The following is a 14,208-nucleotide window of genomic DNA, read 5'->3' as shown; positions in this document are numbered from 1 at the left end:
CAGAATCACGGCAAAGAAATTTTCTCTCTAGATAAGAGGCATGGCGTATGTTTACCGGTATTGTTCAAGGCACCGCGCCCGTGGTAGCCATCGACGAAAAATCCAACTTCCGTACTCATGTGGTTGAAATGCCCACTGAAATGTTGCCTGAGTTAGCCTTGGGGGCTTCTGTGGCCCATAATGGCTGCTGTTTAACAGTGACCGAAGTTAATGGAAATCGGGTCAGTTTTGATTTAATGAAGGAAACCCTGCGTATCACCAATTTGGGTGATATTAAGGTCGGTGATGTGGTTAATTTGGAACGCGCGGCTAAATTCAGCGATGAAATTGGTGGGCATCTTATGTCCGGGCATATTATGTGTACCGCCGAAATAACTAAAATATATACATCAGAAAATAACCGTCAGATCTGGTTTCGACTGCCCAGCGACGATTTAATGAAATATGTATTACATAAAGGTTTTATCGGTATTGATGGCATTAGCCTGACTATCGGTGAAGTCGTAAGCAATCGTTTTTGTGTGCATTTGATCCCAGAGACACTGGCGCGCACCACATTAGGTAAAAAGCGTTTGGGGCATAGAGTGAATATCGAGATAGACCCACAGACGCAGGCGGTGGTGGATACCGTTGAGCGGGTATTAGCGCAACGCGATATTGCACAGCTGTCTGCAGCGGCGGCTGATAAAGCTATCCGGGGATAGGATACTAAAAGAGTAGGGGGCTGATGAGCCCCCACCTTGACAGCGTTTTTAGAGACTAACGCGCCACTCGAATACCGCCTTCTACGCCATTTGGACTGAATAATACCTGCCACAATTGAATGTCTCTGGCGCGGAATGCACCCGCACAAGCATTCAGATAATAGCTAAACATCCGTTCAAATCGCGGTGAGTAATTCTCCGCTAAATTCGGCCATGCGGCTTGGAAGCGTTCATACCATGCCATCAGTGTTCGGTCGTAATCTGCCCCGAAATTATGCCAGTCTTCCATGATGAAATAAGGTTCGCTGGCTTGGGCTATATGTTGTACTGACGGTAGACAACCATTAGGGAAAATATACTTATCAATCCACGGGTCAACGCTCAAGTCAGTACGATTAGCGCCAATGGTGTGCAGTAAAAATAACCCATCAGGCTTCAGATTTCGGTTAACCACCTCAAAGTAGGTGCGATAATTTTTGGGGCCGACATGTTCGAACATTCCTACAGAGACGATGCGGTCAAATTGTTCATCCAGGTCGCGATAATCTTGCAGCAAAATAGTGACATCCAAACCTTCACAACGTTTTTGGGCCAATTTTTGCTGTTCAGCCGAGATGGTCACGCCGGAGACGGACACCCCGAAATGACGTGCAGCATAAGCAGCAAGCCCGCCCCAACCACAACCAATATCGAGCAAGGTCATGCCGGGCGCTAATTGCAGTTTCTCACAAATCATCTGCAATTTGTTTTCCTGCGCTTGCTCAAGTGTTGTGGCGTCTTTCCAATAAGCGCAAGAATATTGCATATTGGGGTCGAGCATGAGGCTAAACAGGTCATTGCCCAGATCGTAATGTTCTTTACCGACAATCCAGGCTCTTTTCTTTGATTGCAAGTTGATTATACGCGCAGCAGCAATGCGTAAAGTATCTTTGAAATGGTGTGGAAGTTGTTTTTCCAGACCCGATCTGAGAACGCGTTGGAAGAAAATATCCAGACGGTCACATTCCCACCAAACATCCATATAACTCTCACCTAATGCCAAAGATCCTTCTTGTAATACCCGTTTGAAGAAGTTCGGGTTATTAACTTGAATGTCGAAAGGGCGTGAGCCATTGATTTCAATATCAGCCCGATTCAGCATTTCTTGTATAATGCGAAACCACGGATTTTCTTGAATACTTTGGTCTTCAATACAGGATGAACTCATAGCTTCTCCATCACTTTCTTCTGACTTATGACTCGCGATAAAATTTATATACGCGGGTACATACCAATAAAGTTGGTGTCTGGTATCCATTACGGACAGAGGAAGATTAAGAAGAAACCCTAATGACACTTTGGTTTAGGGCAACTCATCCATAAGAGGAAATGTGACACAATCCACGCGCACAGAAAATGCTTAAGATAATGCTTTTTTTAAATGGTAATCTAATCAGTTCGATTGAGTATAGGCTGGCCGGAGCGCTTTCTCAATAATAAATCGCGTCCGGCCTGCATGTTCTTTAGTGACTATTTTTATTGGAGATTATGACTCCGCGTAATTATAGTCATCATTATTAGTATGGCTTTTTTCATTTTTCATCGCGTAGCAATGAATGCCATAACCTAATATGGCTAAAGCGACCGTCGATAGCATCACCGTGACTGTTGCCAGTAAAGGTTGGCTGATAAAGAGCGAAACTACCATGCTGGCAATAAAACACAAACCCAACTGAAGTGTGTTTTGTAGCGCCGCCGCTTTGCCAGTATTCGCCGGAAAGGGCATTAATGCATTCGCTACGATAATAGGGTAGCAGGCACCATTCACCAGCGCCATTATGCAAAACGGAATAAGTAAGGTCACCAGTGTTGGTGTCGTCAATGTGGCGATCAGGTAGAGCGCAATCATACTGAGGGCATAACCGGCCAACAGCCACGGCAGTAGAGTGTTGCCTTTAATTCGACTCAATGCACTGCGACAAGCAAAACCCCCTAGCAGAAAGGCTAATGTTTGTGGAACATAACTCAAACCAATGGCATTCGGGCTATATCCCATATCACCTAAAATAAAAGGCGAGCCGGTTAACCAGGCGAAAAAACCGGCGCTGCATGCAGCAAACATCATTACGTTGCCGCTAAATACCGGAGATTTCAGCAATTGCCAGAAACTAATGGCACTTTTGCTTTTAAGCCCGCCATCCGAGGCCACTTTTTTCCGTTCCTTAAGCAGTGCGGTCGGGATCAGCAGTAGCAATGTAATCGCCAATAAAACGACAAAAATTGACCGCCAACTAAAGTGGTTTAATAACCACGCACCTAATAAAGGGGCTAACGCGGGGGATAACGCCACTAAAGGCATTATGGTCGCAAACACCCGATTGACTTTGCTACTGTGGTATCTATCTACCACCAATGCTTGCCAGCTCACGGCTGCAGAACAGACTCCCACCGCCTGAATAAAACGCAGAACCAATAACTGTGCCGCTGTTTCAACCCATAAAATCCCCAAACAGCCGATGGCAAATAAGCCCAACCCGACTAATAGCACAGGTTTACGGCCTAACTTATCGGAAACAGGCCCCCAGATAAGTTGAGCGATAGCGAAACCAGCGAGAAAGATACTGAGGCTGGCACTGATGGAACCGGCAGAGGTGTGCAGCTCTTGTTGCATAGCGCCAAAGGCAGGCAAATACATGTCGGTGGCCAGGTACCCCAACATGCTCAAACCGGCCAGGTAGAACATGAAACTAGAAGTCGTTTTCATTTTTTGTGTCTCATTATAATTTTGCAGGCAAAACTCTTATCATGGAAATTCCATTGCGGGGGGCATTCTAGCGGCGAGGTATTCTGTTGTGAAACGGTAATATTTGCGCCATGCTATCAAAAAAATTGATAGTAAATATTCAGTCTAAGGGAAGTGCATAATCATGTGGTCAGAATATTCATTGGATGTGGTCGATGCAGTTGCCCGCACCGGGAGTTTCAGCGCTGCTGCTCAAGAATTGCACCGCGTCCCGTCAGCGGTAAGTTATACCGTGCGCCAGTTGGAGGAATGGCTGGCCGTGCCGTTATTTGTACGGCGTCACCGGGATGTAGAATTGACGGAAGCGGGCAGGGTTTTTATCAAAGAAGCTCGAGATGTTATCAAAAAAATGAATGGCACGCGGCGACAGTGCCAGCAAGTGGCGAATGGGTGGCGTGGGCAACTCAATATCGTGATCGATAAAATCGTCAAACCTCAGCGGAGTCGCCGCTTAGTATTGGATTTTTATCGCCATTTTCCTGATATCGAACTGCGGGTACGCTATGAGGTATTTAATGGTGTCTGGGATGCACTGGCGGATGGCCAAGCTGAAATGGCCATTGGGGCGACTCGCGCCATTCCGGTTGGCGGGCGGTTTATCTTCCGCGACATGGGTTTTTTGACCTGGCATTGTGTGGTGAGCGTCAATCATCCCTTAGCCCACTTGACCGGTTCCCTTATTGATGACCAATTGCGGCCTTATCCCTCACTCTGTTTGGAGGATACCGCGCGAAATCTGCCGAAACGAGACACCTGGACCTTGGATAACCAACAGCGTTTAGTGGCACCCGATTGGGCGACGGGAATAGATTGCCTGTGTGCAGGATTATGTGTCGGAATGGTGCCCGCGCATATGGTGTCGCCCTTGATTGAACAAGGGAAACTGGTGGTATTAACCTTGGCCGAGCCACTTCCTGATAGCCCGTGTTGTTTGACGTGGGAGCAGAATAATCATTCGCCAGCTTTAGCATGGATGCTAACGTATTTAGGTGACAGTGTCACACTTAATAATGAATGGCTAAAAGATGATAATGCCGTGATTGAGGACTGAACGCACAGCGTTAGCTGCCGGTAACATGAGGGCTACCGGCAGGTGAAGATTAACGGCGGTAATCGCGGTAGGGGCCATCAGCAACAGAGCGGCGCTCGACCAGCTTAGGGTGTACTTCAATCGTTTGTGGGTCTTCGCGTTTACTAACAATTCTGTCGAGCAACATGGCAAAAGCGGTTTCACCTAATCTCTCTTTTGGCTGATGAATAGTGGTTAGCGCCGGTGAGAAATACCGCGCATTGCGCACATTATCATAGCCGATCACCGAAATATCTTGTGGCACCCGCAGGCCCAATTCATCCGCCGCGCATATTGCCCCCATCGCCATAATATCGCCGCCACAGAATACGGCGGTCGGGCGGTGTTTTTGCGTCAGAATTTGGTGCATAGCTTTATAACCGGATTCTGGCTCAAAATCCCCCTGAACCACCCATTCGTCACGTAGCGGGATATTGGCCTCTTCCAGTGCTTTCAGGAAGCCCTGATGGCGACCACCACCGGTATTCCGTGATAACTGACCGGGAATAGCACCGATATCACGATGACCGCGCTCAATAAGATAACGGCCAGCTAAATAGCCGCCTTCGAATGCATTATCAATAATCGAGTCAGTAAAATCGCCACGGGCGGTACCCCAGTCCATCACCACCATTGGAATATTGCGATAATCTTCTAACATCCCCAGCAATTGTTCAGGGTATTCAGAACACATCACCAATAATCCATCGACACGCTTTTGCGCCAGCATGGATAGATAGGCTTTTTGTTTATCAAGATTATTATGAGAGTTACATAAAATCAGGGTGTAACCTTTGCTATAACAACTATTTTCAACCGCTTCGATCACCTCAGCAAAATAGGGTGCTTCACTGGATGTTGCCAACAAACCAATTGATTTAGTGTGATTAACTTTCAAGCTGCGGGCCACAGCACTGGGCGAATAATGCAGCTCTTTAATGGCCGCCCACACAGCGGCTTTGGTATTTTCGGCGACGAAACGAGTTTTATTGATAACGTGCGAAACGGTGGTGGTGGACACACCCGCGTGTTTGGCCACATCTTTAATCGTTGCCATAAAAAGAATGACTCCTAAGCTCACCTGTTACAGCAGGTAAGTATTATGTTAATCGTTTGCCTGTATGACTCGAACACCGCTCAGACAGAAACACGATAGTAGGCTGGTAAGTTGAATCAGCAGGCTGTCTGAGAGGTTTTATTGGACGTTATGAGTCGGCATACAGTTATGAACTGCGAATTTTGGCTGATCTGGAGGAAAAGTGAAAGCGTTAATCAATGTTATAAAGTGCGTAATGAGCACAAGATTTTTTTTCTTAACTGTGGGAAAATGATTTAACGCACTAATTGTGTGCCTTTACCTTACTATACTTGAAGTATGACGAGTATAAAGATTAACCGGCTGAGGAGTTTTTATGGATACCAATCTGAAAATGTCGCTGATTACGACTGTTGGTGCGCTGGCAATGATTATTGTTTTTAGCTTCGTGGCGGTAATGAATTAATTAAACCGCTTGCCGGTATGAAGCCATTAGTAGGGCGGTTAACCCGCCCTTAATTATTTCTACTGATAATAACCACGTGTGTATCTTTCTGTTTGCGCGGTATCAGGCTAAATTTTTCTCAACGAAAGACCAATTCACTAAAGCCCAGAAGTTCTCCAGATATTTTGGTCGCGCATTACGATAATCAATATAATAAGCGTGCTCCCATACATCCACCGTCAGCAGTGGTTTATCCGCAGTCGTCAGCGGTGTTGCCGCATTTGAGGTACTGACAATCGCCAGTGTGCCATCCGCTTTTTTGACCAGCCACGTCCAGCCTGCGCCAAAGTTTTTCACTGCCGCATCAGTAAACTGTGCTTTAAATTCAGCGAAAGAACCAAAGGATTGATTAATGGCATCGGCAACTTTGCCAGTAGGTTCGCCACCACCATTTGGTGATAAACAGTGCCAGTAAAAGGTGTGGTTCCAGACTTGGGCTGCATTATTAAAGACACCGCCACTGGAGGTTTTAATAATCTCTTCCAAGGATTTACCCGCAAACTCAGTATCCTTAATCAGATTATTGAGGTTGACCACATAAGTGTTGTGGTGCTTGCCGTAATGGTACTCCAGCGTTTCAGCAGAAATGTGCGGTTCCAGTGCATTTTGTGCATAAGGTAATGCCGGTAATTCAAAAGACATCGCTCTCTCCTTTCGGGGTTGCTCAGGGTGTTTGCTCCTCAAATCCGATCTTTCGCAGTCGCTAAAACAGGGTGAGGGGCGGTTAAAATCGTAATTGTTTTATTTTTGTTGTGGGTATTAATCTTAACAACTTTCAACAGAAATGACAGAGATAACCATATAGTTTGATGTGGTATTGCGTAAAAACCATTCACTGCTGTTATTCGATTAAGGGGAGTGATGATTGGGTTATTGGCACCCGATAGCGCTACCAGGTTCGATATTAGTGAATGGTTTTTATTAGCGAATAGATTCTGATTAGCGAATAGTTTTGGGTGTTACGACGCGGCGAGCGCCAACATAATGATCTTGCCAGTAGTCATTATCTAGCATGCTAATACGAATGTCTTCACCCGTACGCGGCGACTGAATAAATTTGCCGTTGCCTAAATAAACACCGACATGATCAGCAACACCACGATTAGCTATATTAAAGAAGACTAAATCCCCACTTTCTAATTCAGCGCGCTTAACCGGCGCAGCATCGCGTAAATGATACATTTCATTCGCTGTACGCGGCATTTTTATTCTGATGACATCTTTATAGGCGTAATAAATAAGCCCGCTGCAATCAAAACCTGTATTAGGGGAGGTACCGCCCCAGCGATAAGGTTTACCGACTTGCTTCATCAGTTTACTCATCGCAGTCTGTTTGGCGTGCTGGTAGCGCTTTTTATGTGCAGGGCTGAGCTTTATCTTATTATTTGCCGCTAATTCGGCATCCGCTTTACCTTGGGCTTTATTTCGGTGGCGGCCATAAGCGACTTTCTCTGTTTTACTCACCGCCGCTTTTTTATTGGCTGCGGTTTTAATCTGCGGTTTTTTAGTTGCGATTGTTTTACTCGGAATTGTTTTACTGCTGCTTGATTTTTTTCCGGTAGTTTTACTGACTTCCGGGGTTTTCTTCTTAATGGCTTTGCTGGCAGTAGCCGCTGTTTTCTTTTTATCGTTATTGGCGATTGTTTTATTTGTGACATTTTTACTGGCGGTTTTATTGCTGGTCACTTTGGCTTTTTTAGTTGTTTTATCGGCTTTACGTTTTTTACGGTCATCAGAGTTGGCCTGACTGATTTGGCCTTTCTTTTGCTCAGCCGAGACGTGAGCCTGCGGCGAAGCATGCGCAAGGTTTAGAAATAGCTGGGTAAACAGCAGCACAAACAGCGTAAAAATTAAACGCATAATAACGCTACCAACCTTGGCCCTGAAATGAATATGAAGAGTCACAGTATTGCTGAAACTCAGGATATAAAAAAGCAGAGAGCGACAGGATTTGAATCGATATTGTGAGAAAACATTAATGGCGTCGCAATCGTCGCTTTTTCACCCGGTAAATGGCCTTAAATTAACCATATGTCAACGGGTTAGCTGCCCGGTACTTCTGGTATCCCACGATGAAGATAATAATGAAGTCATGGGATCAAAAATGTTATTCTGAATGCACATATTTGTAGCTGACAATATAACCATTTGCTGACAGAGTAAAGCCCCTGCAAAAGATGGCGTTTTATTCCAGTAGTGACAGTCGCTACAATAGACAGGACGCAATAATAAAATAGCCCTAATGGTTAGGTTCTAAGTATTGTAGCCACGAAATGGCTTGAGGAAGCAAGAAATGACGACGATTGATAAAATTCAGCGCCAGATAGCAGAAAACCCAATCCTGCTTTATATGAAAGGCTCGCCTAAGCTGCCAAACTGCGGTTTCTCGGCTCAGGCGGTACAGGCGCTATCCGCGTGTGGCGAACGTTTTGCTTATGTTGATATTTTGCAAAATCCTGACATCCGTGCTGAGTTGCCAAAATATGCTAACTGGCCAACCTTCCCACAACTCTGGGTTGACGGCGAATTGGTCGGCGGTTGTGACATCCTGATGGAAATGTATCAGCGTGGCGAACTGCAACAACTGCTGAAAGAAACGGCAGATAAATACCGTACTGAAGAAGAAAAACCCGCAGCAGAGTAATATGCTGGCAGGTCAGTATAAAAAACAAAAGGTGGCTTGCTGGCCACCTTTTTTAATGGGTCAATTTCTATTTTTTGCTGGAACCCTATTGCTCGGATTCGCCCGCAGGTACCGGCCAGCCACCGAGTTTCTTCCAACGATTGACTAACTCACAGAATAATTTTGCCGTTTGCATTGTATCGTACAAAGCAGAGTGTGCCTGGCTGCTATCAAACGGAATACCTGCCGTCAGGCAAGCTTTTGCCAATACGGTTTGCCCCAGAACCAACCCACTGAGCGCTGCGGTATCGAAGGTGGCAAAGGGGTGGAACGGGTTGCGCTTCAAGCTAGCGCGTTCAGCCGCCGCCATCACAAAGCTGTGATCAAAGTGGGCATTATGCGCAACGATAATGGCGCGGTTGCAGCCTTTATCTTTCAATCCCTTACGAACGGCTTTGAAAATGGCGTGTAAAGCATCATGTTCACTGACCGCACCCCGTAATGGATTGGTGGGGTCTATCCCATTAAATGCCAGCGCTTCCGGTTGCAAATTGGCACCCTCGAACGGCTCTACATGAAAATGGAGCGTTTCATCAGGCAACAGCCAGCCATCCTTGTTCATTTGCAAGGTTACGGCGGCAATTTCGAGTAATGCGTCGGTTTGAGCATTAAAACCGGCGGTTTCCACATCAATTACTACGGGGTAATACCCACGAAAACGGCCACTCAGGGCGTTAAGGTCACTTTTATCTGCCATCAGTTTCTTATCTTCAACGAATTCAGCACGCATTATGTCAAATTTTGGCGTGGGATGCAGGGGGATATCGCGATGAGAAAAAAGGCACCTTGTTGGTGCCCTCTGGTTAATCAGTTTCCGAGGCCGTGTCCAGCGCTCTTATTCTCGATTAACTCGATTTTGTAACCGTCGGGATCTTCGACAAAAGCAATAATTGTATTACCGCCTTTTACCGGGCCAGCTTCGCGGGTCACTTTGCCCCCCGCATGACGAATTTGGTCGCAGGTGGCGGCAACATCATCCACACCCAGTGCCAGGTGACCAAATGCAGTCCCCATTTCGTAGCTATCTACACCCCAGTTATAAGTCAGCTCAATGACTGAGCCTTCACTCTCATCGCTATAGCCGACGAATGCCAGTGAGTATTTATACTCGGTATTTTCGCTAGTACGCAGCAAACACATTCCTAATACCTTGGTGTAGAAATCGATGGAACGCTGTAAGTCACCAACGCGGATCATGGTATGGAGTAAGCGCTTCATAATACCTCTTTATTATCAATAATTTAAAATTGAAAATTCATTGCAAATCAAAGCTAATTTATAATCATATAGTAATATCATTGCACTCACTACCCTATGACGGTCAGTTTATGTGGTGCAAATAAGAACGGCCAGGCATAGCCTGACCGTTATGAAACCAATAGATTGATAGATTACAAGGTCGGGTAGTCGGTATAGCCCTTAGCACCGCCGCCGTAGAAAGTTTCGCCGTCAGGTTCATTCAGTGGCGCATTTTGTTGCAACCGCTCAACCAGATCCGGGTTGGAAATATAGCTGCGGCCAAAGGCGACGGCATCAATAAATCCTTTCTCAATCAGGTTTTCAGCTTTTTCTGCAGTATAAGCACCGGCACCGACAATCACACCTTTGAAGCGGGCGCGCACAGCATCGCGGAATGCATCCGAATAAGGCTTGCCACCCGCCCAATCTGGCTCAGAAATGTGCAGAAACGCGATATTGCGTTTGTTTAATTCTTCAACCAGATACAGCGCCGCTTCTTCCTGATCTTCACCATTATCCAGACCATTGAACGGCCCCAGCGGTGAAATACGGATACCAATATGTTCAGCACCCCATTCAGCCGCAGTGGCATCAACCACTTCCAACGTCAGGCGAGTACGGTTTTCAATGCTACCACCGTATTGGTCGGCACGCTGGTTTGATGCCGGAGACATAAATTGATGCAATAAATAGCCGTGTGCCGCATGCAATTCGATATAGTCAAACCCAGCTTCACGAGCATTGGCTGTCGCCTGGCGGAAATCATTAATGATGCCTGGAATCTCTTCCGTTTCCAACGCGCGCGGGGTAGAGCAGGGAACACGAACCCAAGCCCCGGATTCATCACGGATCGTCGTGCGAGTGTCTGCAGCAATTGCTGAGGGCGCAACAGGGGCTTGTTGGCCCGGCTGTAAACTGCTGTGCGAAATACGACCGACATGCCATAACTGTACGGCAATATGTCCGCCGTCATCATGAACGGCTTGGGTGATTTTTTTCCATGCGTTTAACTGTTCTTGCGTGTGTAACCCCGGAGCCCCGGCATAACCTTTCGCCTGGAAAGAAATCTGTGTTGCTTCAGTGATAATCAAACCCGCACTGGCGCGTTGACGATAATACTCAGCCATCAATGGTGTTGGAATATCACCTGGCTCAATACTGCGCAAGCGCGTCAGCGGGGCCATAAATACACGGTTCGGCAAAGTGAGCGCGCCAACTTTCAAAGGGGAGAACAGTTTAGCAGTCTTCATGGTGCATCCTATATTAATAGACCAGTCGACTAGTGACTGGATAAATCCTGAAAATAAAAAATAGTAAACTCAGGATCATTGGATTATTGGGCTGGTTGTAAAATCAGTTCGATACTTTCTAGCGCACAGGTCAGCGGCGTAACGGAGCGTTTCACCTTGGCTCGCAGTGACGCGCCGAGCCATAAGGCATAGAGCGTTTCTGCAGTCGCAGCAGGGGACAGCATGATACGCAAAGAGCCTTCTTCAACACCGGCTTCGATAGCATCTTGCAATCGACCAATGACGCGAGAGGTGCCAATATCTAGCGCGTGGCGCATAGGTTCGGATAAATCACTCACTTCGGCTGATAGTTTAACCGCCAGACAAGCATTGTGACATTCACTGCCACAATAGTTAGCAATAGATTGAGCAAAATAGTGCAGCAGATGGTGACGTTTATCACCTTGTGAACCTGTCAATAGGTTTTCCATTGCAGCATCATAGCGATCAAAATAGCGCTGTAGCATCGCCTCACCAAATACTTCTTTCGAGCGGAAATAGTGATAAAACGACCCTTTCGGGATACCCGCAGTGGTGAGCAACTGACTGAGACCCATACCATTAAAGCCGAGGCGTAGGCTGAGGCTCTCACCGGTTGCTAACAGATGTTCACGGGTGTCTACATGTGCGTGCTGTATTTTGTTCATGCTTAAAAGACTAATAGACCGATTGGTCTAGGTCAAGAAAAAAATGCCAGCAGAGGAGAAACTGGCACTAAGTTTGGCTATTTATTGGGGCATTTTACCGATTAATCTTAACTCCGGCATTTCTGTAGTAAATCCATTCCAGGCTGATATTCAGTAGTTTGAATATTCATCATCCCCAGGAGGGTGTGGAAGAGATTGTCTTGTGAAACTTCATCGTGTTGGGCGCTATCTGATAAACACTGGCGATTAATGCCATAGTTTTTTGTATATTCAGGAGATAACCACATCAATAAAGGTATGTGTGTTTGCTGGCTGGGGGCGAACATATAGGGCGTTCCGTGTAAATACAGGCCATTCTCACCCAATGACTCGCCGTGGTCAGAGAGATAGACCAGCGCGGTGTTAAATTTATCATGATGTTGTTGCAGCAATTTAACGGTGCTGTCTAGCATCGCATCAGTATAAAGAATGGAATTGTCGTAGGTATTCACCAACTCCTGGGAGGTACAATCCTGAATTTGGTTGCTATCACAGGTTGGCGAAAACTGACGGATCTCGGGTGTTGAGCGGCGGTAATAGGCTGGGCCATGACTGCCCATTTGGTGCAGTACAATCACGCTATCGTCTTGTATTCCATTGATATAATTATCTAACTTGTAGAGCAATGCGTTATCCAAACAGACACCATTCTCACAATCGGTAGTGAGTTGTAACTGGGTGACGTCTTGATGGGGAATGCGGTCGCAAGCACCTTTACAGCCGCCGTCATTTTCGCGCCACAACAAATTTAACCCGGCGCGAGCCAGAATATCCATCAAGCCCTGCTGGTGGCTGGCCAGTGTGGCATCATAATTTTTACGTGACATATTGGAGAACATGCAGGGTACCGAAACCGCAGTTTCAGTCCCGCATGACGATGCGTTTTTGAAATAGATAACACCTTGTTTTTGCAAGCGTGGATTAGTTTCTCGGCCATAGCCGCCCAAGGAAAAACTCTCTGCTCTGGCAGTTTCACCCACCACTAAAATGACCAAGGTTTTCTTTTGTTGCCCGCTAATTAAAGGGCCTTTATGGGCATCTTCGCCTATTGTCACTAGCGCCATATTACTGGCGAAATACTTATGTTTGGCGAACTGGACACTGCCGCTGACAAAATTACTCGGTGTGAGCATCTTAACGATGCTTTTATTATTACGGATAAGCGAGGCGTAATCTTTATAAAACAGTGTTGCGACAAGCATGATAATGACGGTTGATAGCAGGATATTGGCAGCTCGCAGCCCCAGCATATACCACCAAGGGCGCGTTGCGTTGATGCGCACCAAGCAGACAAGAGTGGCGGGGAAGATACCTAACATTAGCAGCCACAAAGCCATGCGCAGTGTGAAAAGGGCGGTAGCTTCTTGCGCATTGGTTTCAAAAGCATTTTGCAGCATATTGGCGTCGATAACGGCACCATAACTGAACATAAAATAGTTGCTGACGGCCCCTCCGAGCAGAAACAGAATAATAATGGGCTTGCGTAACACGGGTACGGCCAACAGGCTGAAAATAATATTAAGAGCGCAGAAAATGACCACCGGTATAGTGGCGGCAAAGAAATAACTGTCACTGCTGTCAAAGTGAATGAGCGACCAAGCTTTATCAATAAACAGCGCATTCTGGAAGAGAGTAAAAAACAGAGCATTGGCTAAAATAAAAACCAAATCGTTACACTGTAACTTATATCGAGCATTCATTGTGAAAATAAGACCCTACAGTTTACTAATTGACAGAATGCTACTGAATAAAACTTAAGATAACCTTAGTCATCAGGGTGCCTTGTGAGGAATGATGAATAATAAGACTTGTCACCCGCCGTGAAGCAGTCTTCAATTAAAGTATACCTCTTGTACTTGGGGCCGCAGGGGTGTTAGCTGCAATCTCAAGTTCTTCAGGTATGTCAGCAGCAGGAGGCGATTTGGCTCAGCAACTTGAGTTTTTTGACATCCCCAGCCCGTGCCGCGGTATCTGCCAAACAGATGACCGTGGCTTTTGTCGTGGGTGTATGCGTAGCCGGGATGAGCGCTTTCATTGGATAAAAATGAGTGACCCGCAAAAGCGAGATGTCCTGCGGTTGTGTCGTCAACGGCTGTTGCGTTTGCAGCGGGCTAACAAACAACAGGATGATCCCTTACCAGAACAACCTTCATTATTCTGATGCGTCATTATTTTGCCTTAGTGTTTAGCGATTATGGCGGTTTCGTTGATCAGC

15 protein-coding genes are annotated in these 14,208 nt (G+C 46.3%); 5 read left to right on the top strand and 10 right to left on the bottom strand.

Going from position 1 to position 14,208, the window contains the following annotated elements:
* The first annotated feature begins 47 nt into the window (after nucleotides 1-47).
* On the top strand, nucleotides 48-704 hold the full coding sequence (locus DXZ79_RS11095; protein ID WP_038632642.1) for a riboflavin synthase: 657 nt from the start codon (nucleotides 48-50) through the stop codon (nucleotides 702-704).
* Nucleotides 705-759: 55 nt separating this feature from the next.
* Here the strand turns inward: DXZ79_RS11095 and cfa are convergent, their stop codons facing one another.
* Nucleotides 760-1,911, bottom strand: coding sequence for a cyclopropane fatty acyl phospholipid synthase (gene cfa, locus DXZ79_RS11090; RefSeq protein ID WP_120011277.1), 1,152 nt, complete (start codon nucleotides 1,909-1,911; stop codon nucleotides 760-762).
* Nucleotides 1,912-2,229: 318 nt separating this feature from the next.
* The gene (gene punC, locus DXZ79_RS11085; RefSeq protein WP_038632646.1) at nucleotides 2,230-3,447 is read right to left on the bottom strand and encodes a purine nucleoside transporter PunC; all 1,218 of its coding nucleotides are present in this window, start codon (nucleotides 3,445-3,447) and stop codon (nucleotides 2,230-2,232) included.
* Between the two features lie 163 nt (nucleotides 3,448-3,610).
* Between punC and punR the strand changes: the two genes are divergently transcribed.
* A complete protein-coding gene (gene punR / locus DXZ79_RS11080; protein WP_038632648.1) occupies nucleotides 3,611-4,537 on the top strand; it encodes a DNA-binding transcriptional activator PunR in 927 nt (308 codons plus the stop codon).
* A gap of 49 nt (nucleotides 4,538-4,586) precedes the next feature.
* On the opposite strand, the gene purR is transcribed toward punR, so the two are convergent.
* Nucleotides 4,587-5,612 (bottom strand): HTH-type transcriptional repressor PurR, encoded by a 1,026-nt coding sequence (gene purR, locus DXZ79_RS11075; protein WP_038632650.1) that lies wholly within the window; start codon nucleotides 5,610-5,612, stop codon nucleotides 4,587-4,589.
* Nucleotides 5,613-5,967: 355 nt separating this feature from the next.
* Here purR and cydH point away from each other — a divergent pair, with 355 nt between their 5' ends.
* Nucleotides 5,968-6,057 carry a cytochrome bd-I oxidase subunit CydH gene (cydH, locus tag DXZ79_RS11070; protein ID WP_019079325.1) on the top strand — a complete coding sequence of 30 codons (90 nt, stop codon included), beginning with the start codon at nucleotides 5,968-5,970 and terminating at the stop codon, nucleotides 6,055-6,057.
* 102 nt (nucleotides 6,058-6,159) lie between these two features.
* Here the strand turns inward: cydH and sodB are convergent, their stop codons facing one another.
* Nucleotides 6,160-6,738: a superoxide dismutase [Fe] gene (gene sodB, locus DXZ79_RS11065; protein ID WP_038632652.1), complete on the bottom strand. Its 579-nt coding sequence runs from the start codon at nucleotides 6,736-6,738 to the stop codon at nucleotides 6,160-6,162.
* Between the two features lie 297 nt (nucleotides 6,739-7,035).
* Complete coding sequence (locus tag DXZ79_RS11060; RefSeq protein ID WP_038632654.1) at nucleotides 7,036-7,956, bottom strand: C40 family peptidase; 921 nt, start codon at nucleotides 7,954-7,956, stop codon at nucleotides 7,036-7,038.
* A 433-nt stretch (nucleotides 7,957-8,389) separates the two neighbouring features.
* Between DXZ79_RS11060 and DXZ79_RS11055 the strand changes: the two genes are divergently transcribed.
* Nucleotides 8,390-8,740 (top strand): Grx4 family monothiol glutaredoxin, encoded by a 351-nt coding sequence (locus DXZ79_RS11055; RefSeq protein WP_004390185.1) that lies wholly within the window; start codon nucleotides 8,390-8,392, stop codon nucleotides 8,738-8,740.
* An 85-nt stretch (nucleotides 8,741-8,825) separates the two neighbouring features.
* Here the strand turns inward: DXZ79_RS11055 and rnt are convergent, their stop codons facing one another.
* The 5 genes from rnt to eptA all read right to left on the bottom strand — a co-directional run bounded on the left by rnt (nucleotide 8,826) and on the right by eptA (nucleotide 13,693).
* Complete coding sequence (rnt, locus tag DXZ79_RS11050; protein ID WP_072089114.1) at nucleotides 8,826-9,476, bottom strand: ribonuclease T; 651 nt, start codon at nucleotides 9,474-9,476, stop codon at nucleotides 8,826-8,828.
* Between the two features lie 110 nt (nucleotides 9,477-9,586).
* A complete protein-coding gene (gene gloA, locus DXZ79_RS11045) occupies nucleotides 9,587-9,997 on the bottom strand; it encodes a lactoylglutathione lyase (RefSeq protein ID WP_072089097.1) in 411 nt (136 codons plus the stop codon).
* A gap of 173 nt (nucleotides 9,998-10,170) precedes the next feature.
* On the bottom strand, nucleotides 10,171-11,268 hold the full coding sequence (nemA, locus tag DXZ79_RS11040) for an alkene reductase (protein ID WP_038632658.1): 1,098 nt from the start codon (nucleotides 11,266-11,268) through the stop codon (nucleotides 10,171-10,173).
* An 83-nt stretch (nucleotides 11,269-11,351) separates the two neighbouring features.
* Complete coding sequence (locus DXZ79_RS11035) at nucleotides 11,352-11,954, bottom strand: TetR/AcrR family transcriptional regulator (RefSeq protein WP_038632661.1); 603 nt, start codon at nucleotides 11,952-11,954, stop codon at nucleotides 11,352-11,354.
* Nucleotides 11,955-12,061: 107 nt separating this feature from the next.
* Nucleotides 12,062-13,693: a phosphoethanolamine transferase EptA gene (eptA, locus tag DXZ79_RS11030; protein WP_120011276.1), complete on the bottom strand. Its 1,632-nt coding sequence runs from the start codon at nucleotides 13,691-13,693 to the stop codon at nucleotides 12,062-12,064.
* A gap of 221 nt (nucleotides 13,694-13,914) precedes the next feature.
* On the opposite strand from eptA, the gene DXZ79_RS11025 reads away from it, so the two are divergent.
* Entirely contained in the window at nucleotides 13,915-14,154 is a 240-nt protein-coding gene (locus DXZ79_RS11025; protein WP_038639486.1) for a DUF1289 domain-containing protein, read from the top strand.
* Nucleotides 14,155-14,208: the final 54 nt, after the last annotated feature.

Origin of the sequence: Yersinia rochesterensis (genome assembly GCF_003600645.1) — a bacterium.
Taxonomy (GTDB): domain Bacteria; phylum Pseudomonadota; class Gammaproteobacteria; order Enterobacterales; family Enterobacteriaceae; genus Yersinia; species Yersinia rochesterensis.
Note: the sequence above shows the minus strand (reverse complement) of the source record. Positions and strands in the feature narration are given on the sequence as shown.

Excerpts from the sequence above, each read along its gene's own strand:
- DXZ79_RS11095 (WP_038632642.1), top strand. The coding sequence starts at position 48 with ATGTTTACCGGTATTGTTCAAGGCACCGCGCCCGTGGTAGCCATCGAC.
- cfa (WP_120011277.1), bottom strand. The coding sequence starts at position 1,911 with ATGAGTTCATCCTGTATTGAAGACCAAAGTATTCAAGAAAATCCGTGG.
- punC (WP_038632646.1), bottom strand. The coding sequence starts at position 3,447 with ATGAAAACGACTTCTAGTTTCATGTTCTACCTGGCCGGTTTGAGCATG.
- punR (WP_038632648.1), top strand. The coding sequence starts at position 3,611 with ATGTGGTCAGAATATTCATTGGATGTGGTCGATGCAGTTGCCCGCACC.
- purR (WP_038632650.1), bottom strand. The coding sequence starts at position 5,612 with ATGGCAACGATTAAAGATGTGGCCAAACACGCGGGTGTGTCCACCACC.
- cydH (WP_019079325.1), top strand. The coding sequence starts at position 5,968 with ATGGATACCAATCTGAAAATGTCGCTGATTACGACTGTTGGTGCGCTG.
- sodB (WP_038632652.1), bottom strand. The coding sequence starts at position 6,738 with ATGTCTTTTGAATTACCGGCATTACCTTATGCACAAAATGCACTGGAA.
- DXZ79_RS11060 (WP_038632654.1), bottom strand. The coding sequence starts at position 7,956 with ATGCGTTTAATTTTTACGCTGTTTGTGCTGCTGTTTACCCAGCTATTT.
- DXZ79_RS11055 (WP_004390185.1), top strand. The coding sequence starts at position 8,390 with ATGACGACGATTGATAAAATTCAGCGCCAGATAGCAGAAAACCCAATC.
- rnt (WP_072089114.1), bottom strand. The coding sequence starts at position 9,476 with ATGGCAGATAAAAGTGACCTTAACGCCCTGAGTGGCCGTTTTCGTGGG.
- gloA (WP_072089097.1), bottom strand. The coding sequence starts at position 9,997 with ATGAAGCGCTTACTCCATACCATGATCCGCGTTGGTGACTTACAGCGT.
- nemA (WP_038632658.1), bottom strand. The coding sequence starts at position 11,268 with ATGAAGACTGCTAAACTGTTCTCCCCTTTGAAAGTTGGCGCGCTCACT.
- DXZ79_RS11035 (WP_038632661.1), bottom strand. The coding sequence starts at position 11,954 with ATGAACAAAATACAGCACGCACATGTAGACACCCGTGAACATCTGTTA.
- eptA (WP_120011276.1), bottom strand. The coding sequence starts at position 13,693 with ATGAATGCTCGATATAAGTTACAGTGTAACGATTTGGTTTTTATTTTA.